Source organism: Rhizobium sp. CCGE 510 (assembly GCF_000292525.1).
Taxonomy (GTDB): Bacteria; Pseudomonadota; Alphaproteobacteria; order Rhizobiales; family Rhizobiaceae; genus Rhizobium.
The window spans coordinates 319,816-344,574 of the sequence record NZ_AEYF01000048.1 but is presented as its reverse complement, the minus strand read 5'-3'; the positions used below and the strand labels follow the sequence as shown (position 1 = coordinate 344,574).

Here is a 24,759-nt window from a genome sequence, read left to right as displayed (position 1 = left end):
CTGCTGATTTATGGCTCGCCGAAGGCACCCGGCTTACCTCACCCGTCTGCTTCACCCCCCGTGCTTGCGGCACGTTGGCGTCGGGGTCTCCCACCCCGCAGGGGCAACAAGTGCGCGTGACGGTTTCCAGCCGTCACTCTTGGCGCACGAACCAAGTCATGGCAGTCATCGGCACCTTCACCGCCACCGAAACCGGCTTCAACGGCTCGATCCGCACGCTCGCCCTCAACGTCAAGGCCCGCATCGCCCGCATCGAAAATCCCTCCGACAAGGGTCCGCACTACCGCATCTACGCCGGCAACGTCGAGCTGGGTGCGGCCTGGCAGAAGCGCTCCGAGCAGGATCGCGACTACCTCTCGGTCAAGCTCGACGACCCGAGCTTCCCCGCTCCGATCTACGCGACGCTCACCGAGGTCGAGGGCGAGGACGGCTACCAGCTGATCTGGTCCCGTCCCAACCGGGACTGAGATCCGGACAGGCCCCGCCGGCCAGGCAGGGCCAACCGGCCACAAGGAAAAGCCGGCCTCGAGGACGAGCGGTTTCCCCCAATTTTGCCTCCGCTCCGGTTCCCTCCGCTCCACAAAATCGGCTCCCCCACTCGCCGGCTCCGCCGGTCGCTTCCGCGCTCCTTGACCCCGTCACATCGTCCCGCCCCGCCGTCTCGTCTTTCACGAACTCAAGGAGATGAGACGATGACCATCGAACAGCACATCGAAGAACTGCGTGCCGAGTTGAGGAGCGCCTGCGACGCCGTCGAGCGGCGCCAGGTCGAAGCGGAGCTTCAGCTCGCCCAGGCTGATCTGGCCGTGGCGCTTGCTGAACAGGACGGCATCATCGAAGCCGAGCCACCTTTCTGAGGCGGCTCTCATTCTGCTGGAATATAAGCCTGTCGGCCGGATCGACCGGCCTCCCGGCTGTCAGGGATTTCACCCCTCAACGCTCCCCTCCGGCTCACGCCGGATACGGTCACGCCCCCTCCGGGACCGTGGGTCTCTTCTCTCTCTGAAGTCCCAGTTTACTCCAGCAAATCCGGCGTCAGGACGGCGCGGTTCCCCCAATTTTTCCGCCGCTGCGCTTCTCAGAAAAATCGGTTCCCCCGCTTGCGAACCGCGTTCCGCGGTCCCTGACCCCTCTTTGCCACGGAGTGGCCGATCTCCGTCATCAAGATGAAGGAGATCAAATTATGACAACCAATCAAAACCTCATGCTTTATGCCAAGTTTTCCGGTTTCCGGCTCGTCGTCCGGGCAAACCGCTTCGGCTGCGATACCGACCTCTTGCGAAAGCTCCATGAGCGACTGCTCGAAGGGCTCGAGGCGGCTGCCGGTCGTATCCGGACCATCATGGCATTGGAGCGGAGCATTCTTGCCGGCGACGACGAATATGCCGCGTACCGGCTGGAAGGTGAGACCGAGATCTTCGGACGCTTCACCATCAATCTGCTGGATGAACTCGACATCGATTTGGACACGCACGAAAACCGCGTCAACGGCGGCGATTGGTCCAGCGCTTTGACGGCGGACAATACCGGCGTCGACATCGACTATCCGGAGCTGAGTGCGCTCAACGATGACGAACTCGGCTCGCTAGCGCCGATCATCAAGGATATCACGCGGGAAACCGGTATCGCGGTAAGTGCCTCCCGTGTCAGCTACATCAGGTGCCCAGCATCATAATCAATCCTGAGGGCTCGACCATCCGAAGGGCGGCGAGAGCCGCCTTTCATTGGGATGCCTACGAGATCATCGCGATGATCGCGAGAACGACCAGTTGAGCCTCTTCCTTTCGACCTGCCGTCATCTCTCATCGGGGATGTTGCAACCCGTTCGTCACGACGCAACCTGCCGCCGCCAGAATTTTCCCCGCCGCCTTCTGCGGCTCCTCGCGGATACCGGCCGCCGGCTCCGGACTCTCGCCAAGGTGATCAGCCACTTCTTCCGCAAGGGCAAGCTCGGCCTGAAGCTTGCGATCAAGATCCCGTTCTTCGTCGAGATCGAGGTGTCCTTCGAGACCGACTGGAACCGGCGCTGATGAGGAGAGTTCAAGGCCCGCTTCGGCGGGCATTTCTCAATTCGCCACGGAGGCGCGCGGGCGATAGCCGCGTTTGCGCTTTTGTCGGAGCAGATCGAGAAACAGTTCGACGGCCTCTTCTTCCCGTCCGAAATGATGGACCATCATCGGGCCTTTGGCTCCAATGCGGCCCCATTTACGCAGGAGACAGACGTCCCCGAACAGGTTGGGTTCGATCGACATGGCGTAGTAGCGCGACATGTTCCTGGACGCGTCTGAGCGCTCGACATAGAGATGGTAGGGTTGCGAGATCATGAGGTTAGAATCGCTGATCCTGGGAATCGCGTCCAACGACACTTATGAAGTGGTCGGCACAGATCGATTCACATCGGTGATGATAGGTGAACGGTCATGACAGACTTGGGCGAGACGCCTTCGGCGCACGGCTCTACTCGCTTATGCTCCCCGAACCCGCGGGGCGGTTTCGGCCATCCGGCAACGATCCTCTCGCGGGTCCTCAACCCCACCATCCGTGTCTGGCACCGTCCCAGCGCCTGGCAAGGCCCTCGTTGACGAGAGTGTCTCCGAGCGAGTGTCCTGATCGCATTACGGTCCGGAGCTTGCGGCCATACTTGTCTTCGTCGCGCCAGCTGGCCGCCAGTGAGAAGTTGCCTCCATTGAGCAGCGCAAGCAGGCGGGCTTTCGCGGCCTCGCCTTTGATCCGCTCCGCCTCACAGCGCGGAGGGCTGAGTTCCGGCGTGTCGATATCCGCGATGCGGATTTTCTGCCCCTGGAACCAGAACGTCTCGCCGTCGACGACGCAATTCACATGACGGCCGCCGCCGCAGATTGAAAACGCGGCCGACGACGAGTCCGTTACCGGTGTCTTGGCCACAGCCGGCAGTCCGGGGAGGTTGCCGGCGCCGCCGAAGGCAAGCCAGCCTGCCGCAGCAACGACGATGGCTGAGATGACTGCCATCAGTAATTTGCGCGGACCGCTCTGTCCCGTTCGAGGTTTTCCCTGCGGGCTACGGCGATCGATCTTGCCACCGGATTTCCGCGGCCTCCTGAACGGAACCACATTCGAATTCGCCACTTGCCCGCTCCTCTCCTGCTTTCCTCAACCTATCTCGGACCCGGTTTCATCTGCGTTTATGGAGACTCTCGGCCTCGACCTTCAGTAGGGTCGGTAATATGGTGTGCGCGAGCGGGGCGCAGGCGGTCCCGCCTCCCCTTCGGGCCACTATGTTGAGGCTCCTGCGGCTGCGCTGTTTCCCGCTCTCGCACGGCGAGAATTCCCGAAATCCCGCCCTTCGTGCGGCCGCTATGCTGATTTCTCCGATACATGGTGTAATCGCGGGGTCGGGAACGCCGGCGTGGTTGCGATGCGTTGGAAAGGTGGTTGCCCCCCGATAGGATGAAGAACGGGCTCTCGACTGGTTAGACGGGCCCAGCATCAAAGGGGAGACAACCATGACGCAGTTTATCGGCCTTGACGTGTCATTGAAAAATACCTTCATCTCGGTGCGCGAAGGAGGTAAGCGGGTTTGGCGCGGGAAATGCCCGTCTGATCCGGCGTTGATAGCCGAGGTCATCCGCAAGCGCGCAGTGAATGCGGAGCGCGTCGTGTTCGAAACTGGCCCCTTGTCTGTCTGGTTCTATCATGCGCTGACGACCGAGGGGTTGCCGGCGATTTGCATTGATGCTCGTCATGCCAAGGCGGCCTTGGATATGGCGCCGAACAAGACCGACGCTAATGACGCCGACGGGCTCGCTCATCTTGCCGAAGTCGGTTTCTACCGCGAGGTGCGCGTGAAGAGCTTTGACAGCATGCTGGTTCGCACGCTGGTCGCAGCGCGCAATCAGTTGGTCAAGATGACAACGCAGTTGGCCAACCAGATCCGAGGGCTGATGAAGACGTTCGGCCTTGTCGTACCCAAAGGCGCAGGACGCGTGTTCGAGGACCATGTGCGCAACCTGCTAGCGACCAATGCCGGGCTCGAACAGATTATCAGGCCCTTGCTCGATGCCTGGAGAGGCATGCGTGCCCGCGCTGCCGAGTTGAGCAAACAGCTTGTCGCCTCGGCCCGCGCGAGTGAGCAATGCCGGCTGCTTGCGTCAATTCCGGGTGTCGGCGCGGTGACGGCTTCCTCCTTCGTGGCAGCGATCGAGGATCCGGAAAACTTTAAAAAGTCGCGTTCGGTTGGCGCCTGGATCGGCCTGACCACCAGGCGCTATCAATCGGGAGAAGTCGATTACGACGGTCATATATCCCGCCGGGGCGACAATCATCTACGCGGACTGCTGTATGAAGCGGCGACCGTGATCCTCACGCGCACCAGAGCCGACAGCGCGTTACGTGCGTGGGGCCTGAAGCTCAAGGAGAAGATCGGGTTCAAGCGAGCAGCCGTTGCGGTCGCGCGAAAGCTGGCCGTGATCATGCATGCAATGCTCCGAACGGACGAGCTCTTCGAGAGCTCTAACTCTGCTGAGGCCTGACATGCACACAAGATACCAGGGCAGTGCCCCTGTGATCTGACTATTCAATGCTTTGCGTCCGCGCTTTGGACGCGACGATCGTCCTTGTCGGGACGCGGACAGGATCATTCCGCTTAGAAGAGTTGCACTTGCTGTCATTTTGGCAGCTGAGTGCGTCCGATACATTGGAAGATCCGTTCCACGAAGAACCATCCTGCGGCGGGTCGTCTCGACCGCGTAAACGACTCTGTATCCGGCAAACGACATCGTCGCAATTCAAAGACAAGTCATATTCACCGAATGAAAGCATCGATCAAAACAAGCTTGACGGAGGTGCGATTAAACGACTCTTGATCGGCCTTGCTCGTTGCACTGCGCACCGGCTCGATCGAACGAATTCTCTGCGGGGTTTGCTGCTTTCGACAACGCGCTCGTGCCCGCGCACCCCTTCATGGCATTCTGACCGCAAGGCCTTTGTCTGTCAGCATGAGCTTCCCGCCGGAGCCTCGGCCGTGGTGCAAGCGATAACGCAGGGACCATGCCAGTCCTGACCAGACATCCGCTGCGCGCGGCGTGTGCACGATCTTGTTGCGAAAGGTAACTCCGTCGCAGGCTGTTCACGAGGTTGGATCGAACGTCACCGAATTACCATACTCAAAATTGTAGTTCCTCGTACTAATGTGCTCGACTCATTAGTGTAAATCGAATTAGATGTTCTTGGGTGGGGCATCCAACTCTCTGGGCAACTCCGCGAGGCGCGGCGAGCTAACTCGCACCTACCTGTTGCCGTCGGGGTTAGAAATGAAAATCGCAATCGCAATTGCAATCTTGGTCGCATGGTCCACGTTCTCGCTGTCTGTCTCGGCAGCTTCCGCTCACAGTGGCGGAACGGATTCAAACGGCTGCCACACCAATCACAAGACCGGAGATTACCATTGCCATTGAAGTCGTTGTTGGTGGCCGCCGTCCTGACGCTATCGCTTCCGGCGAACACCTTCGCATGGGATGGTGTAGATAGCGATTCTGGCGGTGCGGTCGAGATTGGCAAAGGCAATCTAGTCAGATCGGGACAGACCGTCGAGGTTTACGACTACGAAGCGGGCGAGTACCGTGACGTTGATGTCCAAAGCATCCAGCGTTCTGGAGGCTCGGTCGAGGTCGAGGTCGAGGTTTACGACAACGATAGCGGCGAATACCGCACCTTTGAAATGGACGACTGATAAAGTGGGCCGCCCTAAAAAGGGCGGCTGCTGCTATCGTTGCCATAGCGATTGGTGTCTTTGCCGCGGAGCTATCCTCTCCCAATGACCAACTCGTCAAAAATAGTCTTAAACTCCTCAAAAGAAGCTTCGATCACGATCCGTCCAGGCGATTTAGGTGTCTCCTCAGTTTTACGTCGCCTTGAGGTCCGTCAGCACCTTGTCAAAAGCATCCTTGACCGGCTTTGAGATTTCCTCCACCGTCCTGCTTGCGAGTACCCGGAATTCCTTGGCGTGCTGCAAACTTGTCTCAACCCGCTTGCGCAGGAAGGTCGACTGCAGTTCGAGGACCTGCGACGGCGAATTTGCGCTAAGCAAAGCTTGCAGATGCGAGAAGCCGGCCTCGGCGTCGGCCTGCAGTGCAGCGATCGTCTTCCACGACAATTCGTTGCCGAACAGACTTGTCGTTTCGAGGATCGGAGGCAGCATTTTCTGTGTCGCTTCAGCGCCGGACGCAAATTTCAAAAAAGCCTCTGTCACCTGCTTGTTCCCCTTTTCAACGGATGCGCCCAACTGATCTGGCACCTTGAGCGGCGATGACGCCGGGTTTTCGATCGTTTCAAAGGATCTTTCGGAAATCTTGGTCATAGCGTTTTCCTTCTCATTGAGTTGGTTGCAAGCTGTGACGTCGGGATTGACCCCTTCCGCCGGCGGACTATGCATGGCCGCTTGGTAGAACGTCGGTTCGATGACGAACCGTCATGTGGCCTCCGTTCCGTTCGTTTCATGAACCGGCATTATGCAGACTGCTTTCTGCCGCTTGTAACCAGGATCAGCAAACACCATGCCAACTGCTCAGACGCTCCAAGAAGATGAGTTTCGTTTATCGATGGGCGGATTGATCGGTATTTGGCGGAGAGACCGGCGAACAAACGTTCTAATCTCGACAATCCGACAATAGGTGTCGGGTGCCCGACATTTGCGAGACATGTGGACAGCTGAGATCGGGACAAGCGAATGAGCATGTAATTCAATCGCGCTCAGGATCGTCCTGTGTCGGATCGTATTGAGCCTGCGGGGTGGAAAGTGAGTTGCGGTCCTCGCCGCAAGTGCCTCCGTCAGCCGCGCACTGGTGTTTGCCTTGACGGTCAGCTTGCGCGAGACATTGCGTGCAAGCGCAGTGCCTTCTTTACACCGGCCGTCATCTGGGTAGAAACCGCCGCATCCGCATCCGCGGAACCGGCATGGGGCACGAATGTCACGATGTGTGGCGATCCGATCACGGGGCATCTGCCTTGGAAACCGGATAATCGGTTCATCGTCGAGGGCCACGAGACAGCTGAACCGGATTGGAACTACGGCGAGGCTCAAGGATCATGTGCCTGTCTTGACCGGGGGCAGCTCGACTTCTTCGTGAACGTATCCCTCGCGCGCTTATCATGGCGCAACAGCAGGACTGGGACAAGGTTTGCGCGCTGTCGCACGATTGGCGATTGGACTTACCTTAGTTGCGATCCACCTTGGCGGTATCACGGTTTCTGGTTCTTCTGTGAACCCAGCACGATCGATCGGCCCAGCACTTTTCGCAGGAGGGGCGGCACTCTCTCAACTGTGGCTTTATATATTTGCGCCAATGCTCGGCGCTGTTGCAGCCGGCCTTCTTCAGCTCAGGGGGATCCTCGCGTCAAGCAAGCCGTAAAGTCTGCGCAAAGTTCGTGCGGCCCATCGAGCTTAAATATCGGTCTGCCCTCGCCCGGCCCCAGTTTTCGCAACGGTGCTGTAGAACCGGAAGCGCGGCAAGGATAAGCGAGCGCAGACACATTCGCTTCGAGATTTTGACTGCTCGCGCACCATAAAGCTGAGGCTGCCGCCAATTTACTCTCTAGTGCAATTGACCGGTAGAATTTTCTCGGTCCCAACACAGGCCTTCATATCGTCGCGGCGGAACCAGATCGCGCGTCCGCATCTGAGCGGCGGGTTGCCAGCGGTGAAGACGATCTGCTCGTCGGCCCGCATGCGCAGCACCTCATGCGGCTGGATAAGGGGTCTGGCGGCGAGTTGCTTCGATCGCGTGCGCGACGATCCTTTCGACTGAACACTGCGGCTGATCTGGTCGATCTCGACGGTCGCCATGCCGCAACGGCGCGAGATGTAGTCCGCGGTCTCGGAATCGTTGATCGCTGCAAAGGATATCCAGCTTGCGCTCTCGAACCATTTGCTGGCAGCGTCGCGACCGCCGTAGGTCTCGCGCATCTGGCCGATCGACTGGTAGATCATGGTCAGCATGATACCATATTTGCGGCCGGCGTCGCGTGCGGTCTCCAGGATGCGCATGTAGCCGAGGCGCGCCACCTCATCGAGGAGGAAGAGCGCCCTCCCCCGCATCTCGCCGTTGCGGTTGTAGATCGCGTTTAGAAACGAACCGATGATGACCCGCGCCAAGCCCGAATGCGTCTCCAACGTCTTGAGATCGAGATTGATGAACACGTCCGTTTTTCCGTCTGCAAGATCACCCGTCGTAAAACTCGTTCCCGACACCAAGGCGGCGTAGTTCGGGTAGGATAGCCAGTGGGTTTCCTTGACCGCGTTAGCATAGACGCCCGAGAAGGTTTCCGGTATCATGTTGACGAAGGCCGCGACATTTTCCTTCACGAAATCTGAACTTGAATCGTCGTAGATTTCCTGCAACCGCTTTCGCAGTTTGGGTTCGGGCTCGGACAAGTTCTTGCGTACTTGCCGGAGCGTCTGGTCGCTTTCCGTCGTGTGGCCGGAGAGGCAAACGTCGGCAATCAGCGCGGTGAGCAATTGCAAGGCCGAGGCGCGGAAGAAGTCGTCGCGAACCCCACGGGCGCCACCGCTGTCGCTTATAATCCACGATGCGACGGAGGCAATATCCTCCTCCTTCGTTCCGCCGAAGCGGCCGATCCAGTCGAGCGCGTTGAAACCGATCTCCGACTGCTTCGGATCGAGGACGAAGACGTCGCGGTTGGCGTTGCCACGGTGTTTCGACACGATTGGCGCGACCTCCTTCGACGGATCGAGGACGACGAGCGCAGCGCCCCATGTCAGCGCCGTCGGAATCGTGACTGACGTCGTCTTGAAGCCGCCCGATCCGGCGAAAACGATGCCATGAGACGAGCCGAACGAGCCGTCGAAGCAAAGCAGCGGCGACTTGCCACCTGCTCCCCAGGTCTCGGCACTGCCGGCGCGAAACGGCTGGGATGCAGTGCTGTCGCGGTCGACGCGATAGCGCTCGCCGATGACGACGCCGCCGGTCTCGGGAAACAATTTTTCGGCTAGTAATAGTTTCATCCAGTCCGTGTCGCCGTGCAGAGCCCGGTCTTCTTCATCCACTTGCGTACGAGATTAGCATTCACGCCGTGTTCCCGCGCCAGTCGAGAGACCGAAACGCCGGGCTCTAAACACGCTGCGACAAGCTGATCTCGCGAGGCAGGGTCATATCGACGGCGGCCGTCGCGACCAACAAGCCGCACCTGCAGTTTAGGAGCATCTTCATCCATGATTTGGTGTCCACCTATTTTGGTGGACACTTCATTCCTGAGAGCACTGCGCTTCAGAAGGTGCGCAGAAATTCGCGCTTACGTTCCATCGGAACCGGATCGTTTTTAGAATTCCTGCTGACGCGACCAGCGGCATCCCCTCATGTCGTCAACCCCGCCCCAGGCCGGGCGGGGTAGCTTTTCGCCGCCTATACAGCGTACAAGATCAGTTTGTTGGCCTCCAAGAAAGCGGATCTGCTGGATTGTCGAAATATTTAGCGGCAGCGTCAGCAGTCCACCAAGCTGCATCCTTCGGCTCGAGCCAGTCTTCACTATTGGGATCGCAATCGGCTGGCAAATCCGCTTTTACATCATCGATCGTGTAAGGAATTGCCGGTCGCAGAATGGACTGTATCTTCGGACCTTGGCCCTCCAGAGTACGCATCATCACGTCCCATACGAAACGAGCCTCGGAGCGCGGCGGCCAGAAGTGAAAGCTCCTGCTCACAAATTCAGGATTCCTACGCCAGTAGCATGATGCCGAAGCCTCTCCGCCAAGCACGACCGGCACTATCTCGCGCCCGGACTGGCGGACGGCGTCGATCACACCAGACTCGGCTCCCGACTGAACAATAATACCATCAATTCGGCCAGGGTTGGTGGCAAGGAACTTCTGAACTTCGGATTGTGCGACGCTGTCTGTCCATTTCCCGTCAACCTGTCCGACGATGTTGATCTCGGGATAGTACTCCAAGGCTTTTGTGGCGCCGGCCTGAAAGCTGTCTGAGGAGGCGAAGCCAGTGATTCCGGACACAAGCAGCACATTGCCGCTGCCTTCGATCTCTTCCGCCAACCACTTTGACGCCTCAAAACCGCCTTGCATGTTATTCTCTGTCGCATTGATTGCGAACGGCGACGTCACATAACCGGAGTATGAGATAACAGGAACGCCTTTCGAATGGGCGTACTCTATTGTCGGGTTGAGCGCTGTAAGGTTGGAGCAGCATATGATTATGGCGTCGACACCACCATCTACCATCTGCCGCATTTGGCTGATCTGGGCGCTATCATCGAGATTGGACTGCGTAACGACGAGCTCGGATACCAGCCCAGCCTTCTTGAAAGTCGGCAGAAGCTTGTTTGTAAATTCATCAAGGACGTTCGCACGCCATGTGTTATCAGCGTAGCTTGAGGCGTAACCAATTTTCCACGGTGGCGCTCGCTTTGCTCTGAAATTCCGAAACACAGACTCTCCCGTGGGCAACCGCGGGTCCAATAACTCGTAGGTCTTTCGCTCTTCCCGCGGCAGTTCACTGAGCCCGCCAGCCTTCGCCGTCAGCGGCATGGCCAGGGTTGCAGCGAGAAAAAATCCAATTATCAACTTACGTACGCACACGGATAGACACCTTTCAAAGTCTGAGCACTGGATGATAGTTTCGTTGTCTTAAGGTTGGCCCGGGCCGTGCTGAATCCTGCGCGACAAAGAGCTACCAGGAGAGAGACCGGCGCATCGAAGCGGAATCGTGCGCTGGGGTATGTGACTTTCATTCGATCGAATGGCCGCATGGCCCGCCATCGGAATGCTTCGAACCTGACTACGCCTGCCTTATGCGGCGAGACCTACCCGATGAGGCGGCCTGTCATCTGATAGCTTGAACCCAGCAAGCCGTTCGCTGAGTTCAACAGTCTGATCAGAAAGCGTCTTCGTTGCAGCGTTTGTCTGCTCAGCCATGGCTGCATTCTGTTGCGTCCCCTGATCAAGAACATTGACGTTGTTATTGATCTCGGCCAGCGAAGTCGCTTGTTCGCGGCTGGAACTCACAATCTGGTCGATGCGATCAGAAATCTGCACGATGGATGCCGCTATACTGTGCAGAGCCTCCCCGGTCTTGCCGACGTAATCCGAACCGACAGCCACCTCTGACGAAGATTCTGAAACCAACTGCCGGATCTCGAGCGCTGCGGCTGACGACCTTTGGGCAAGCTCGCGTACTTCTTGTGCAACGACCGCGAAGCCTTTTCCAGCGTCGCCGGCACGAGCTGCTTCAACCCCGGCATTCAGCGCAAGTAAGTTCGTCTGGAATGCAATCGTGTCGATCAATCCTGTGATCTGACCGATCTTGTAAGATGCATCCTGAATTCGCCCCATGGCGCTTATAGCATCAGTTACAATGATGGCCGCGCCCTCTGCATGTTCCTTGACTGCGGAAACAAACGCTTGTGTCTCACAGGCATTCTCCGAGGAGTTCCTCACCGTCGCAGTCACTTGCTCAACGGCTGCGGCGGTTTCTTCGAGAGAAGCAGCTTGTCGTTCAGTCCGGCGTGACAGATCATCAGAGGCTTTGAAAAGTTCGTTGGTTCCCCATTTGATTTGTTGGGTGTTCTCGTCGATATGGGACACCGTATCCCTGAGGACGGACAGTGAGTGGTTGAAGTCACGCCGCAGTTGTTCGAGATTGGGGTGGAAGTGGCGGTCGATGGTTTGCGAAATGTCTCCCCGCGCCAATCTAGAGAGTGCCTCCCCGAGTGTTTGCACAGCGCTGGACACTTCTTTCTCAAGCTGAGCACGTTCAAACTCACGATCCGTCCGTTCCTGATCAGCCGTTTTCCGGTCGTTTTGCGCATGTGCTTCAACTTCGAGCTTGGAGACCGCATTTCCGCGAAAAACTTCAAGCGCGCGAGCCATATCGCCAATCTCGTCTTTCCGCTGGCAGCCAACGATGTCTGATTGAAGATCACCGGTTGCTAGCCCCTGCATGCGCCTTGCGATCCGTGCGATTGGCGCACGCAACGTCGCCATCAGGCCGGCTCCAGCCAAGAGGGCGACCAAGACACCCGAGACGGTAGCAGCTGCGGACAACAGTCGGGCGAAATCGCTTTCCCGGTGAGCGTCATGTTCCTGCGTCGACGCGAACGACACGAGATTTTTCCATATCGACTGGACGGTTTTCTCGGCCTCTGCGTACTGCGCCTGCCGCCCTTCCGCGATCTTGACCAACTTCTCGGTATTCTGTTCGATGGCATCCCCCTGTGAGTAGAGGGTCTCCTCCATTTTGGGGAAGTCTGGCAATGAACCGGCTACGCCTCCAACCGCTACGGTGTCACGCGTTAGTTTCGTAAGTTGCTCAACGAGTCGCTGCTGGTTTTCCGTGCTGGCCGCCTGCAACAGGTTGTTTATCTCAATCTCAATCGAATTGGCATCCTGGCCTACTGATGCCACTGCCGCAACGAGCGTCTCCGATTCTGCCAATGGCTTATCCAAGGCTCGAACTGCATGGGTTCCCTCGATCATATGCTGTATGGCGTCATCTCGCAGTCGCGGGGCAAACGCACTAAGGTCGATCTCAAGGCTGTGAAGGAAAGCGCTATCCAGCCCGGAATTAGCGACGACCCTGGAGATTGCCTGTTCCAAGTTTGCGACTGCTTGTCCATCATCGCCCGCTGCAACGACGCGCTTGACAGTTTTCATCGCCTTTTTAATCATGAGCGCTTGTTGCTGTGCCTCGGGGGTTTGCATCGCGCTGGCCTGCAGGTTCACCAAATTTTCCGACAACCGCTGCATGATTGCCGCCGTGTCGATTGAGCGGGTAGCCTCTCTGAGCATCGTTTTGCCAGAGTTCTCCTCGTTGCGGACCTGCGCACGGACTTTAACGGCGGCCAGCTTTAGGTCGGCCGCGACCTGCTTGATCTCGGTCAAGCTGGCGGCAACGTCACGACGAATGGACAGCTCATCGTTGTGCAGGGACCACATGCGGTCCATGCTGTCAGAAATAGCGGACATCGCGGACTCACTGCTTTCAAGAGCACGAGTGTCACTACCAACGTCAGCGGCGGCTTCCTGAAGCGACAGCATCGTGGCGCCCTGCCCGCTTAGACTTGCCAGGGCCACATCGCGGTTCTCCGTCGAACTCTGCGCCAAAAACCGGTTCATGCTCTCAGAGACGTCCCGAAATCCGCTCAAAGTCTCAAGAACTTCGCTCGATAGCCGAAGGCGAGATTGCAGCAATCCGGTCGCCTGCAGGCTCACGACACCGACGGCCGCCAGTATCATGACCAGCGGCACCAGTACTAATAAGACTTTAGCTCGGATGCTAAAAGCGGATAGCAAGCGATCGACGAACATAGGACCTCCAAATGACTAAAGCGGGCACTGCCACCCATTTCTGGAGTTTTAGTTATTCGACCTAAACGAAGAGGAAGAATGTTCGAAGGCGGAGCTGCAAAGTGCTTTACATCTTGTTAGGATTTCCACGTCGAATTGACGCTCAAACTATCAACCTTAACGACAAGTTAATTTCTTTACGAATTATCCTCGGAAAAGACTATCGTCAGGTTTCAGGTCGATGTGCAGGACGTTCCCCGTGAGCTTTCCAGACAGTTCTGGATTTGCGAGGAATTGGACAGCTTGAACAAGTGTCCTAAGCGTCTCACTTTGAACGTAAGATGTCGAACGCGCATTTCTGGTATGAACAGCGTTTATCCGAAGCCCCGAGTCGAAATACTTCTTCGCCATCGCACTCGTCGTGGTTCGCAAGGCCGCTTGGAGCACAGCTTCGCGGTCGGCCTCTAGCAGCGACTGCTCGTCAAACCACGCGATATTCACAACAGCGAGCTCCTCTCCCTGGAGGCGGGAGCCGAAAGCACTTGTCACCCTTATCAGATTGGAGACGGCATCAAGCCCAAGATCCGCAGCGGAAAGCGGATCGGCGCATTCACGGCGACGGAAGGCTATGTTCACCAGAATATCGACCCGGCTCCAGCGTAGGTAGACCTGATCGACCATTGAATTGACATACACGTCCCTGTTCAAATTGACCTTAACCGGAAACAAATTCGCCCCCGAGACTGCGGTTAATGAACTGAAGTCTGAAGGGTCGAGGTCACCTACGGCGACACGATAGCCAGTTTCCAGGAAAGACTGCGCAAGACAGAAACCGACCGGGTTTGACGCGCCCACCAACACGCATACTTTGCCTGCATGAGAGCCGTCATCGGTCTGTCCTCCTTCGATAAACCCTTCCGTCGGCGGCGTCCGGCAAGCGTTGTGAGTCTTAGATCCTGGTTTCACGCGGAAAACGGTCCATGTGTGAAATCGTGAGATCCAGCAACTCGTTCGTATCTCAACAGGGAAACCACCACACACTTATCTCCAAATCACGTTGTGTCCCGCCTCTCCGACTCCAAGCAGCCACGAGGACATGGAAAGATGATCGACGGATCCGTCGGCTTTTTCGACGTCCGGCTTCACGAGGTCTTTGGCGCGCGCGTCGGTTTAGTCTGGCCGTGCCACAGTTGGACCTTCGATGGAACAGCCCATGAATGTCTCTGGGAAACGGCATCTTTCCGAAAAATCCTACGCTTTCACACGCGGCTCTCTGACGCGTATGGCATTCGTTTGGCCCTCAACGCTTGCACGCGCAGCCTCGTCGAGCGCGTCAACGTCTATTGCAGACTGGTCTTCAGATAGGCACTCGCCATTCTCGCGTTCCACGGTCGAGGTCGGTGGAACGATAATGCTGTCTTTCAAAAACTCGCTCATGTGTCGTTCCTTCAATAGCTGCCGGTGACAAGGTCTTTCCGCGCAATACCCACGAATGCGTGGCGTGCTTCCGCCACGTCACTGATGAATCCCTGCTAGACCTCGTCCTTCAGCGTCTCCTTCTGGGTAATAAGACGGGCAGAGTGGTGTCCGGAGGTAAATGCCCAAAGCCAGCTCAGCGCGACCGCCATGCGGCTCCGTGTTCCGATCAAAAAGTAGATGTGGGCAAAGCCCCAGATCCACCAGGCGATGGAGCCCTTGAGCCGAAGCCTTCCGAAATCGATCACTGCGGAGCTTGGCCCTATGGTCGCAAGATTACCAAGATGCCTGTACTTGAAGGCAGGCGGCGCTGGGCGCTGCTTGAGGCGGGCGTTGATCACCTGGGCGACGTATTTTCCCTGCTGCTTTGCGGCAGGCGCGATACCAGGAACCGGCATTCCCGCGCCGGTCTTAACGCTCGCGGTATCGCCGACAACGAAGATCTCCGGGTGCTCGAAGACCGTGAGGTCGGGCTGCACGATAGCCCGCCCTGCTCGATCCATCTCCGCCCCGACCCATACGGCGGCCTTGGATGCCTGCACACCCGCCGCCCATATGACGGTGCGGCTCGGGACGAACTCGTCCCCAATCGATATGCCTTCCTCGTTGCAGTCGGTTACGGGCCTTCCCGTGCGAACCTCGACGCCCATCGACGAAAGGGATCGCTCGGCGTATTGCGATAGCGCCTCATGGAAAACAGGCAGAATACGCGGCCCTGCTTCTACAAGAAGAATGCGCGCCGAAGTCGTATCGATGTTTCTGAATTCCTCGACGAGCGTCCTTTGAGCCAGTTCGGCGATGATCCCGGCCATCTCGACGCCTGTCGGCCCCGCGCCGATTATCGAGAAGGTCAGCATTGCGGCCCGCGCATGGGGATCGGTTTCCAGCTCCGCCTTTTCGAACGCCAGGAGAAGACGACGGCGGATGGTGGTGGCGTCTTCCAACGCCTTCAGTCCGGGCGCGAAAGGCTCCCATTCATCCCGACCGAAATACGCGTGACGGGCCCCTGTTGCGAGAACAAGGGTATCGTAGGGAATAGCATGACCGCCCTTGAGCGAAACGTGCCGCTTTTCGACATCGACGCCCACGACTTCGCCAAGAAGCGTCGTGACATCTTTCCTTCCACGGAATACTGCGCGAATGGGCCAGGCAATCTCGGAGGTCGCCAAGACCGTCGTCGCGACCTGATAGAGCAGTGGCTGGAACAGGTGATGATTACGTCTGTCGATGATCGTGATCGAAAGGTTTGGACATTTGAGATCCTTGGCCAATTGGAGACCGGCGAAACCGCCTCCCACGATGACAACTCGATGCTCCATTTCGCCCTCCCGCGAGCGTTTGGAAAAACCCGCCTCGGATCGGGCGCGTCTTTCGGTGTTGCATGATCAAAAACTCAGTCGCTGATGCGACTGCTGACAATGATGGAAGGCGGGCTTACCAGCAACGGAAGCAGTGGTTCGAGGACACGCTTGACGTTCGCAGATTCTCCGTGACGCGCGGCTGCCTCCTCGTTTGCCCAACCATCGAGAATGAAGAACGTATTGGGCTCGTCGGAGCGCTGATAGAGATTATAGTAAAGGCAGCCCTCTTCCTCGCGGGCAGGGCCCACAAACTCCTGGAGCAGTGCGTTGACACGGTCCCGGTTACGCGTCGATGTTTTAAACTCCACGATGAGATGCTGTTCGTCGGACTTGCTCGATGGCATGTGGGAAGCTCCTAGTTGAAGACGATGACGGGCTTGATCACGCGGCCAGCTTCGGCATCGGCGATGGCCTCGTTGATTTTCTCGAACGGATACTTTGTGATCAGCTTCTGAAACGGGAATAAGCCGGCCTGGTTCAGCTCGACCAGTTGGGGAATGAAGAGCTGCGGGATCTGGTCTCCGAGGATGGCACCCTGAATTTTCCGGTTGAAGACCATGAGGTCCAGCGGAATTGGAATGTCCTTTCCGAGCGCGTCGAGCCCGAGGAGGACGATTTGGCCCCCTGCCCGCGTGCATTTGATCGTATTCAAGATGACCGGAATGATCCCCACGGCGTCGATTGCAAAATCGGCACCGCCACCCGTCAAGGCGTGGATCTGCTCCACGACGTCTGGGTCCCTGCCGTTGATGGCGTGGGTCGCGCCCAACGTCTTGGCCATGGCCAGACGCTGCTCATTCAGGTCGATGATGATGATCTTGCTGCACCGCCGAACCTTGGCGGCCATCACCGCAGCCATGCCGACTGCTCCCGCACCGAACACAGCAATGGTTTGTCCGATCTCCGGCTTCATGGCGTTGATGACGGTTCCTGCTCCCGTTGCCATGCCGCAACCGAGCGGGGCCGCATTCGTCAGGTCGAAATCCTTGGGAAGTTGCGCGGCGTTGTTTTCAGTCGCCAGGATGTAAGTTGCGAAGGATGACTGGCCGACAAAGTTGCTGCCGATGCCGACTTCATCACAGAGCAAGGCCTTCTTGCCGTTCGGACGAAGCCCCGTCAGATTGTACTGGGTGTAGTTCTGGCAATTCATCGGGTGCGAGCGCCGGCAGTCGCCGCAGAAGCCACATGAACTCTGGCTGAGCGCAACGTGGTCGCCGACCCTTAACCCTTGGACGTCCGCCCCGATGGCCTCGACGATGCCAACACCTTCATGTCCCGGTATGACCGGGGCGGGAGGCCCAAAGATCCCATCACGGAGCAACAGGTCGGTATGGCAGATGCCCGTGGCGACCGTCCGCACGAGAATTTCATTGCCTTCTGGATCCGCCAGCTCAAGTTCACGAAACTCAAGTGGAGCTTTCGGTTTCACGGCGACGGCCGCTGTTATCTTCATCATGCTTTTCTCCTGCATTCTCCCGCGTTGACGCTGGGGATGACCTATTTGGCAGATCCTGTACGGCCTAGACGCGACCGGCGCGTGCTCCGTAAATGATGGCAGCAAGAGCGATGATCCCGCCTTGGACGATAAGCTTGCCGGGCTCCTGGATGCCGAACACGGTCAACATCGCGAAGAGGAAACTGAAGGCGACGACCGCCACGAAAGGCCCCGCGACGCCGCCGCGGTCGACGCCGAACGTCACCCCACCGAGAATCGTCGCGGCGAGCGCGTTCATGAACGTGTCGAAGCCGGGCTTGATCGTGCCAACGGCCAGCGCCGACACCTGAACCAGGGCGGCGATGCCCGTCAGCGTGCCCGCAAGCGTATGGGAGACAAAAATCGTGCGGGCCAGAGGTATGCCTGTTATCTCCGCCGCCCTCGGATTGTCGCCGACAGCGCGGAAGTATCGCCCGAGGATCAAGAAGCGGAACGCCAGTGCGACAAGGACGGAAATCCCGATCCAGACGATCACGGAGTAAGACAGGCCGTAGATGTTCCCGCTCGTCAGGACGCGAAGCCAGCTTGGTGTCGAACCCGGTGCACGGCCCGAACTCATGAATTGAACCATCCCTATGAGGATCGCCGATACGCTCAGTGTCGCGATGACCGCGGAGGCGCGGACATAGGCCACGAGGGCGCCGTTGATCAGACCGACGCTAAGGCCGATGCCGATTGGCATCAGGACCGTAACGAAGGGCGGGTAACTGTTGAGGAGCCCGGAGCTGGCGAGATAGATCGAAAAAGCAAACACGCCACTGACTGAGAGATCAATCGAACGCACCCGCATGACAAGAGATTGCGCCAGCACCGCGATCCCGAGCGGCGCTGACTGTTTCAGGATCACAAACCAATAGTTCGGATTGATCAGCGTCGCGCTTACAGCGGGGGCCACCGCAATCAGGATTGCTAGCACGTAATATGCCGGGGGCAAACCGAGCACCCAGGAAAGAATGCGCCTTGCGGTGAGCATGCGGGATGGCGTCTCAATTTTCGCATCTGTTGTGGTCATCGAGAGGTCCATCTCTTTCAAAGTCCGATCGTTTTGCGACGCTGCGAGACGACGAGCGCCAGCAGCAGAAGGCCCTTGACGACCGACTGGAGGAATGCCGAGACGTTGGCGAGGTTCATCACGTTGTTGACGATGCCGAGGATAGCCGCGCCGGCCACAGTGCCGAGGATGCTGCCGATACCGCCAGCCAGGTGAACACCCCCGAGCGCTGCTGCGGTAACGGATTCAATTCCGAATGTGGCGCCGCCCTTGGGATCGCCCGAGGCGAGGCGGCCTGCGAGGAACATCCCGGCAGCGCAAGCAAATAGCGCCGACAGGATGTAGGCCTTGATGACTGTGCGTTCGACCGGGACGCCATTCATGCGGGCATTGAAATCGCTACCCCCCGAAGCGAACAGGTAGAGGCCAAACGGCCTGCGATAAAGCAACCAGGCGGCAACGAAGGTGGCAGCGATCAGCCAGAGCAGCGAGTTCGGCACGGGCCCGACCGAACCTGCGACTGAGGCCGAAAGCCATTCAGGCACCTTCCCGCCGGGGATAGGAAGAATGATAAGCGCCAATCCCTGGCCAATACCCATGGTTGCCAGGGTCATGATGATCGGGTGGACGTTGAGCCTGGCTACGCCGTAGCCATTGGCCAGTCCGAATGCGATCGCAACCGCAATGCAAAGCATGACACGGATAACCTCGGGCATGTCGAGTGTCATGATCGTGGTCGTCACGCTGATGATTGAACCAACGGATACGTCCAGGCCGCCCGTCAGGATCACAAAGGTCTGGCCAAGCGCAGAAATGACAAGAACAGTCGATTGGGCCAGCAGGTTCGACAGATTCTCCGGCGCCAGAAATTCTGGAAGCAGGATGATCGAGGCGACCACAAGGACGAGTAGCGTCCCGATCGACAGCCGGATCGCACCCGCCCTGTAAGGTGTCTTCAGGAACTTTGGGACGGTATTCATGTATCCTCCTCAATGAACAGCAGCGCGCGGATCGTGCGCGGAGTTCGAGCCGAGTGCGGTTCCCAGAATGGTTTCCTCTGTGGCATCAAGCGCGGGCATCTGCCCGACGATCTTCTTGTCGTGAACGACCAGAATGTTGTCACAGAGCCCGATCAGTTCGGCGTGCTCGCGTGACGAGACGATCACTGCACCGCCACGATCGGCAAAATCGCGAAGCAGCGTATAAATTTCCGCTTTCGCGCCGACGTCGACGCCACGTGTCGGCTCCTCGATGACAAGGATATCGACCCCCGACAGCAGCCAACGTCCAAGAAGGACCTTTTGCTGGTTTCCGCCCGAAAGTTTGCCGACGGGCGAGGCTGGGTCGGCGGCCGCAACGCGGAGCGACTTTATGACATCGTGAACCCTGGAGATGGAACGCCATGCAACGCTCGCCATGTTCCGGTTCAACTGCTTGCCAAGTGCGATGTTGTCGTAGATCGGAAGGCGAAGAAACAGGCCTTCCTGCTTGCGGTCTTCAGGAATGAAACCGATGCCGGCTGAGATAGCACTCGAAAAGCCGGAGGATACGTTCACACCGATCATGCTATCGTCGCGGCGACGCCGGACGGTCACGGCTGCGGCGGTTTCGACCCCGACGACTGCACGCATGATTTCGCGCTGCCCCTGGCCCTCCAGCCCGGCCAGTCCGATGATCTCGCCCGTGCGCACGGAAAAACCGACTGGCGGGCCGTGGTCATTGAGACGAAGCCCTGCCACGTCGAGCATCGGCGATCCAATGGCCTGCGCCCTCGGCGGAAAGAAATTCTGAAGCTCACGTCCAACCATGGTTGCCACAAGCGTTTGGAGGTTGAAGTCTTCTGCCCTGGCTGTCTTTACCCAAGCCCCGTCCTTCATGACGGTGATGGTGTCGCACAGTTCGAACACCTCGTTCATCCGATGCGAGATGTAGACGACAGCCTTGCCTTGCGCCTTCAGATCGCGGATGACCTTGAAGAGATGAGCGACGTCCGTCGAGTTTAGTGCCGCGGTAGGCTCATCAAAAATGAAGACATCGGCATTGGATGTCAGACCTTTGGCGATTTCCACGGCCTGCTGCTGGGCAACCGTCAGCGTTTCCACAATCGCCGTCGCGTCCAGTTGAGGGAAAACGTCGGCAAGTAGCTTGCGGGATCGCTCGACGACCTCGACCTTGTCTATCGACCCGTCGGCACGCCGCGGTTCGTGTCCCAGAAACATGTTTTCGGCAACCGTGAGATTGGGGATCAGGGTGAACTCCTGAAACACCGTCGACACGCCGGCGAGACGCGCTTCCTTAGGGGACCGGAAGGTCACCTCTTCTCCTCGCAGACGGACGCGTCCAGCGGTCTGTTGATAGACTCCGGCCAGAATTCGCATCAGCGTGGATTTCCCCGCCCCGTTCTCGCCCATCAATGCGTGGACGGAGCCGCGTTCAAGCGAAAATTGAACATTCGACAGGACTTTGGTCGCACCAAAGGACTTGTTGATGCCGACCATCTCGACAAGCATACTCATGAACACTTCCATCTGCGAGGGTGAAGAGGGCGCGCTTTGTCCGCGCCCTCCATGCGTCAGGCCCTGAAGTACTCGAGGAGCTTTTCGTTCGGCATTTCTGTTGGGGCCCAGTAAGCGTCCGTGAGATCGGGGCGGTAAAACTGCGCAAGATTGCCGTCGACGATCGGCTTGGGCCGGTTGGTCCAGTTGCGCTGGATCGGCTTGCCTTCGAGAAGCGCGAAGGACGCACGCAGGGCTGCCGTCGAAAGAGCCGGAGGGCAAATGGGCCCAATCGAAGAGAGCTTTTCGTCATTCCAACGACGCATCCAACCGTTCAGGGCTTCTCCCGTGATCGGTGGAATGGTGGAAGCCCCGGCTTCCTGCAGCGCGTCCAAGACGCCGAGCGACATATTTGCGCCGTCAGTCCAGACCCCAGCGACGTCGGGGTCAGAGAGATAGAGGCTTTCGGCGATCTTCTTTGAGTCCTCGTAGGACCAGCTGCCGTGCTGGGTTGAGGTAATTTGGAGACCGGACTTGCTGAAGACTTCCATCGCCCCGGCGTAACGATCAGCATCGATCGGATGTCCGGCGACGCCGCGCAGCACCCACACTTTTCCCTTGTTGCCGAGCTTGTCGACCAGGAACTGCGCCATCACCCGGCCGAAGTAGAAGTCGTCGCCCTGGACCTGCACCGTGAATTCGTCGGTGTCGACGCGACCGAGATAGACGACCGTCGGAATGCCGGCAGCCTTCGCCTTCCTGATGCCTTCCACGGCCGAGCCTGTCGTAAGCGGCGCAATGATGATTGCATCGACTTTTTGTGCGATCAGATCTTCGATGTCGGCGACCTGTTTGGAGGCGTTGAGGTCGGCGCTCCGGAATTGATAGTCGGCGACACGGGCCTTGTTTCTGCTGATCTCGTATTCGGCCTCGAATGCGGTTTGATAGGTGTGCGTTGAACCGGCCAGGCCATAGTGGCTGTGACCGATCTTCCAGGGGCCTGTCTTGGCAAACTTACCAGCTTCGACGACGGGGTTTTCCCCTTCGGACGGCCAGGTGTCGGGCAGCAGGGCGATCGTATCCCCTGCCCGCAGGATGTCCGGTATTCCGAATGCGCCAGCTGCAATTAAGGCGCTGCCCGTCTGTAGGAATGTACGTCTTTTCATCGAAATTCTCCTCCTCTTGCCACCCAACGCGGCCGAATTTGTCTGCGTCCTTAAAACCCTTGTCCTCAAGCCGTCGCCGGATTCTCCCCTAAACGGCAGATCGCATCATTATAAATAAGCAGACAATCTGTCAATCAGCTATGTAGAAGACAAACTTTTTGACGCACATTCTGCCTTATCTGTTTGATTATATAGTGATTTTTATCGAACTTTGGTTCAATACGACTATAAGACAACGCCGCGTCATTTCCTCATGCAACGGGCGCGTCAATTAGCAACAGACGGGATTGCCTCTCCGACGAAGTTCATGGAAGTGAGGTTTCGAGCCGGTGCCGCTTACCATCCGCCCAAAAAATGAGGCCGCTTGGACAGGAAAGAAAGGGCGTTACCTTTTCAGCTAGAGCCTTCAATGAAGTGCGTAAGACTCAGTCAATCTGTCAAGCGAATACGGATGTTATGACAGGCGACCATTCTAGCCTGATGTAGCTCAGCCGCAGACACAAGACAATCGATTGATATTATAACACTTTGTCTCTTTGCCTACCCGTGTAGCGCCGGCATGGCCTCAGCGGGTGTTGGTTTTACGGAACATAATTGACTGATTGTCTGCTAGCGCCTACAAACGTCCCGTCGGCCGAGCGCGCACTGAAGGAGTCATTTTATGAAAGAAGCATACGCGGCAATTTCGCGCGAAAAGGCAAAGCCTCTTGTTCTGGAATGCATCGGTATCGATCAACCTCGTCGCGACGAAATCCTCGTCCGGATCGTGGCGAGCGGTGTCTGCCACACCGACATGGTTGTTCGCGATCAAGGATATGACGTACCGCAGCCCGTGGTTCTCGGCCATGAAGGCTCCGGCGTCGTGGAAGTGGTCGGGGCCGATGTAAAAGGGCTTTCGCCCGGAGACCACGTGGCTCTAAGCTACGCATATTGCGGGAAATGCGAGAAGTGCCGGGGGGGCACGCATTATTATTGTGAGGACTTTTTCGGCAGAAATTTCCGTGGCAGCCGGCCGGATGGAAGCTGCCCGCTCCATGATTCACACGGTACCCAGATCAGCGGGTGCTTCTTCGAGCAGTCTTCTTTCGCCACCTACGCCATCGCCAGCGAGCGCAATGCGGTCAAGGTTTCCAAAGATGTTCCACTCGAACTCATGGGACCGCTGGGCTGCGGGCTGCAAACGGGCGCCGGTGCGGTTCTCAACTGCCTCAAGCCCAAACCAGGATCTTCCATTGCAGTGTTCGGCGCGGGTGCTGTCGGCATGGCGGCTGTCATGGCGGCGAAGATCGCCGGATGCTCGACCATCATCGTGATCGATCTCAACGACGAACGTCTCGAACTGGCGATTGAACTCGGTGCGACCCACATCATAAACGCCCGCAATGGGGATAGCGTCAAGGCGATCAGGGAAATCATTCCCGAAGGCGCAGACTTCAGTCTCGAATGCACGAGCTCGCCGAAGGTGTTTCGCCAGGCGGTCGATTGCCTCGGCACGCCAGGAACCTGTGGACTGGTCGGATCGTCCGCGCTCGGAACGGAAGGCGTCGTCGACATCGGCAACTTTCTGTTCGGCCGTACGCTCGTCGGCGTGGTCGAAGGCCAGAGCATTCCCTCCAAATTCATACCCGAGCTAATCGAATACTGGCAGCAGGGACGGTTCCCCTTCGACAAACTCGTCCAGTTCTACGATCTCGACCAGATCAACGAGGCAATGGCCGATTCCGAGAGCGGGAAGGTCATCAAGCCGATCCTGCGGATGAAGCACTAAGCTCTCGCGGCAAACACAGTCCAGAAGTCAGCCTCCCAGGGCAACGTCCGGGCGGGGCGGTGGTCGTCACGGTCTCGCCCGGACACTCTTCAATGCAGGTATGAGGCGCCGCCTCATTTCATCATTGCAACGCGACTAGGTCGCGGTAACGATGTGAGCTCTTCCACGTCAAAATATTTGTCGGCGACGGCGCAATGTCTCAGCGATCCGTGACCGCCGCATCGAGGCCTTGCGGCAGTTGACGAACCCGCACGCCATTGCAGAATCTGCAAGTGGGAAGTTAGGTTCCACCGGGTGCAGCCCTTGACCCAAAAGAGCACTCGTGCGGACAGGTGAAGGCCGATTTCGATGGCTACGTCGGCTACATTCCGGATTATGTTGTGTCGCCTATCCTGCGCAGTCTGACTCATATCGTCACCGCGCCGCGCACCTTCAGGGTCCCGACGCGCGAGCCTTGCGTCGACGTGCCGCCAGCAGAAAGCAGACATACCGGTGATGATCTTGCCAGCGAGCGGCCGGTGGCGCGCGGTCTCCGTCCCGTCGAGAAACACCGACGAAACTGTCGGCCGGGTCATCGGACGTTGCCTCAAAGCGCATTGCCGTTCTGCCCTCGACGTTCGCCTGCGGGTCCTGCTCGCGGTCGACCGCCTCGTTTTGAAGGCTGCCGGCGCGGTCTTGACCAAGAGTTTCCCCGCCTTCTGCAGAAGGCGTCATCGGGC

Annotated in this window: 23 protein-coding genes and 3 pseudogenes; 9 read left to right on the top strand and 17 right to left on the bottom strand. The window is 58.1% G+C overall.

Translation table 11 applies throughout. From position 1 onward, the window contains the following. Nucleotides 1–158 precede the first annotated feature (158 nt). The 4 genes from RCCGE510_RS29970 to RCCGE510_RS29960 all read left to right on the top strand — a co-directional run bounded on the left by RCCGE510_RS29970 (nucleotide 159) and on the right by RCCGE510_RS29960 (nucleotide 2,030). The gene (locus tag RCCGE510_RS29970; RefSeq protein ID WP_007636625.1) at nucleotides 159–467 is read left to right on the top strand and encodes a DUF736 domain-containing protein; all 309 of its coding nucleotides are present in this window, start codon (nucleotides 159–161) and stop codon (nucleotides 465–467) included. A gap of 225 nt (nucleotides 468–692) precedes the next feature. Continuing rightward, entirely contained in the window at nucleotides 693–857 is a 165-nt protein-coding gene (locus tag RCCGE510_RS35325) for a hypothetical protein (RefSeq protein WP_007636624.1), read from the top strand. Between the two features lie 326 nt (nucleotides 858–1,183). Continuing rightward, entirely contained in the window at nucleotides 1,184–1,675 is a 492-nt protein-coding gene (locus tag RCCGE510_RS29965) for a hypothetical protein (protein WP_007636623.1), read from the top strand. Nucleotides 1,676–1,769: 94 nt separating this feature from the next. Then, complete coding sequence (locus RCCGE510_RS29960; RefSeq protein WP_007636622.1) at nucleotides 1,770–2,030, top strand: hypothetical protein; 261 nt, start codon at nucleotides 1,770–1,772, stop codon at nucleotides 2,028–2,030. Between the two features lie 36 nt (nucleotides 2,031–2,066). Here RCCGE510_RS29960 and RCCGE510_RS29955 read toward each other — a convergent pair whose 3' ends face one another. Together RCCGE510_RS29955 and RCCGE510_RS29950 are read right to left on the bottom strand one after the other, a co-directional pair. Further along, the gene (locus tag RCCGE510_RS29955; RefSeq protein ID WP_007636621.1) at nucleotides 2,067–2,324 is read right to left on the bottom strand and encodes a WGR domain-containing protein; all 258 of its coding nucleotides are present in this window, start codon (nucleotides 2,322–2,324) and stop codon (nucleotides 2,067–2,069) included. A 202-nt stretch (nucleotides 2,325–2,526) separates the two neighbouring features. After that, a complete protein-coding gene (locus RCCGE510_RS29950; protein WP_192815373.1) occupies nucleotides 2,527–2,970 on the bottom strand; it encodes a thermonuclease family protein in 444 nt (147 codons plus the stop codon). Nucleotides 2,971–3,482: 512 nt separating this feature from the next. On the opposite strand from RCCGE510_RS29950, the gene RCCGE510_RS29945 reads away from it, so the two are divergent. The 3 genes from RCCGE510_RS29945 to RCCGE510_RS29940 all read left to right on the top strand — a co-directional run bounded on the left by RCCGE510_RS29945 (nucleotide 3,483) and on the right by RCCGE510_RS29940 (nucleotide 5,707). Next, entirely contained in the window at nucleotides 3,483–4,508 is a 1,026-nt protein-coding gene (locus RCCGE510_RS29945) for an IS110 family transposase (RefSeq protein WP_007636618.1), read from the top strand. Nucleotides 4,509–5,288: 780 nt separating this feature from the next. Continuing rightward, on the top strand, nucleotides 5,289–5,432 hold the full coding sequence (locus tag RCCGE510_RS34950) for a YHYH domain-containing protein (RefSeq protein WP_157179965.1): 144 nt from the start codon (nucleotides 5,289–5,291) through the stop codon (nucleotides 5,430–5,432). After that, nucleotides 5,423–5,707, top strand: a complete 285-nt coding sequence (locus RCCGE510_RS29940; RefSeq protein ID WP_192815374.1) for a DUF5334 family protein — start codon at nucleotides 5,423–5,425, stop codon at nucleotides 5,705–5,707. The genes RCCGE510_RS34950 and RCCGE510_RS29940 overlap by 10 nt, the downstream gene beginning before the upstream one ends. A gap of 171 nt (nucleotides 5,708–5,878) precedes the next feature. Here RCCGE510_RS29940 and RCCGE510_RS29935 read toward each other — a convergent pair whose 3' ends face one another. Beyond that, complete coding sequence (locus RCCGE510_RS29935; RefSeq protein ID WP_007636614.1) at nucleotides 5,879–6,334, bottom strand: phasin; 456 nt, start codon at nucleotides 6,332–6,334, stop codon at nucleotides 5,879–5,881. A gap of 826 nt (nucleotides 6,335–7,160) precedes the next feature. Here RCCGE510_RS29935 and RCCGE510_RS34025 point away from each other — a divergent pair. Next, a pseudogene (locus RCCGE510_RS34025) lies at nucleotides 7,161–7,385 on the top strand (aquaporin); the annotation flags it as partial. A 176-nt stretch (nucleotides 7,386–7,561) separates the two neighbouring features. On the opposite strand, the pseudogene traG reads toward RCCGE510_RS34025, so the two are convergent. The 13 genes and pseudogenes from traG to RCCGE510_RS29875 all read right to left on the bottom strand — a co-directional run. Continuing rightward, a pseudogene (traG, locus tag RCCGE510_RS29930) lies at nucleotides 7,562–9,025 on the bottom strand (Ti-type conjugative transfer system protein TraG); the annotation flags it as partial. Nucleotides 9,026–9,027: 2 nt separating this feature from the next. Next, nucleotides 9,028–9,207 (bottom strand): annotated as a pseudogene (locus RCCGE510_RS34020) (transposase); the annotation flags it as partial. Between the two features lie 205 nt (nucleotides 9,208–9,412). After that, the gene (locus tag RCCGE510_RS29925; RefSeq protein WP_052029519.1) at nucleotides 9,413–10,531 is read right to left on the bottom strand and encodes an ABC transporter substrate-binding protein; all 1,119 of its coding nucleotides are present in this window, start codon (nucleotides 10,529–10,531) and stop codon (nucleotides 9,413–9,415) included. Between the two features lie 261 nt (nucleotides 10,532–10,792). Continuing rightward, entirely contained in the window at nucleotides 10,793–13,309 is a 2,517-nt protein-coding gene (locus RCCGE510_RS29920) for a HAMP domain-containing methyl-accepting chemotaxis protein (protein ID WP_007636606.1), read from the bottom strand. Nucleotides 13,310–13,492: 183 nt separating this feature from the next. Next, complete coding sequence (locus tag RCCGE510_RS29915) at nucleotides 13,493–14,149, bottom strand: SDR family oxidoreductase (protein ID WP_007636604.1); 657 nt, start codon at nucleotides 14,147–14,149, stop codon at nucleotides 13,493–13,495. A gap of 390 nt (nucleotides 14,150–14,539) precedes the next feature. Further along, nucleotides 14,540–14,725 (bottom strand): hypothetical protein, encoded by a 186-nt coding sequence (locus tag RCCGE510_RS29910; protein ID WP_007636602.1) that lies wholly within the window; start codon nucleotides 14,723–14,725, stop codon nucleotides 14,540–14,542. Between the two features lie 95 nt (nucleotides 14,726–14,820). After that, nucleotides 14,821–16,083 (bottom strand): NAD(P)/FAD-dependent oxidoreductase, encoded by a 1,263-nt coding sequence (locus RCCGE510_RS29905; RefSeq protein ID WP_007636599.1) that lies wholly within the window; start codon nucleotides 16,081–16,083, stop codon nucleotides 14,821–14,823. Nucleotides 16,084–16,157: 74 nt separating this feature from the next. After that, a complete protein-coding gene (locus RCCGE510_RS29900; RefSeq protein WP_007636597.1) occupies nucleotides 16,158–16,469 on the bottom strand; it encodes a putative quinol monooxygenase in 312 nt (103 codons plus the stop codon). Between the two features lie 11 nt (nucleotides 16,470–16,480). Further along, entirely contained in the window at nucleotides 16,481–17,581 is a 1,101-nt protein-coding gene (locus tag RCCGE510_RS29895; RefSeq protein WP_037080242.1) for an NAD(P)-dependent alcohol dehydrogenase, read from the bottom strand. Nucleotides 17,582–17,645: 64 nt separating this feature from the next. Next, nucleotides 17,646–18,644, bottom strand: a complete 999-nt coding sequence (locus RCCGE510_RS29890; protein ID WP_007636594.1) for an ABC transporter permease — start codon at nucleotides 18,642–18,644, stop codon at nucleotides 17,646–17,648. Between the two features lie 5 nt (nucleotides 18,645–18,649). Then, nucleotides 18,650–19,591: an ABC transporter permease gene (locus tag RCCGE510_RS29885; RefSeq protein ID WP_007636593.1), complete on the bottom strand. Its 942-nt coding sequence runs from the start codon at nucleotides 19,589–19,591 to the stop codon at nucleotides 18,650–18,652. A gap of 9 nt (nucleotides 19,592–19,600) precedes the next feature. Then, the gene (locus RCCGE510_RS29880) at nucleotides 19,601–21,127 is read right to left on the bottom strand and encodes a sugar ABC transporter ATP-binding protein (RefSeq protein ID WP_192815369.1); all 1,527 of its coding nucleotides are present in this window, start codon (nucleotides 21,125–21,127) and stop codon (nucleotides 19,601–19,603) included. Nucleotides 21,128–21,183: 56 nt separating this feature from the next. After that, nucleotides 21,184–22,272, bottom strand: a complete 1,089-nt coding sequence (locus RCCGE510_RS29875; RefSeq protein ID WP_007636591.1) for an ABC transporter substrate-binding protein — start codon at nucleotides 22,270–22,272, stop codon at nucleotides 21,184–21,186. Nucleotides 22,273–22,933: 661 nt separating this feature from the next. Here RCCGE510_RS29875 and RCCGE510_RS29870 point away from each other — a divergent pair. After that, nucleotides 22,934–24,040: an NAD(P)-dependent alcohol dehydrogenase gene (locus RCCGE510_RS29870; RefSeq protein ID WP_007636590.1), complete on the top strand. Its 1,107-nt coding sequence runs from the start codon at nucleotides 22,934–22,936 to the stop codon at nucleotides 24,038–24,040. A 432-nt stretch (nucleotides 24,041–24,472) separates the two neighbouring features. Here the strand turns inward: RCCGE510_RS29870 and RCCGE510_RS34015 are convergent, their stop codons facing one another. Further along, entirely contained in the window at nucleotides 24,473–24,754 is a 282-nt protein-coding gene (locus RCCGE510_RS34015; protein WP_081525801.1) for a hypothetical protein, read from the bottom strand. Between the last annotated feature and the right edge of the window lie 5 nt (nucleotides 24,755–24,759).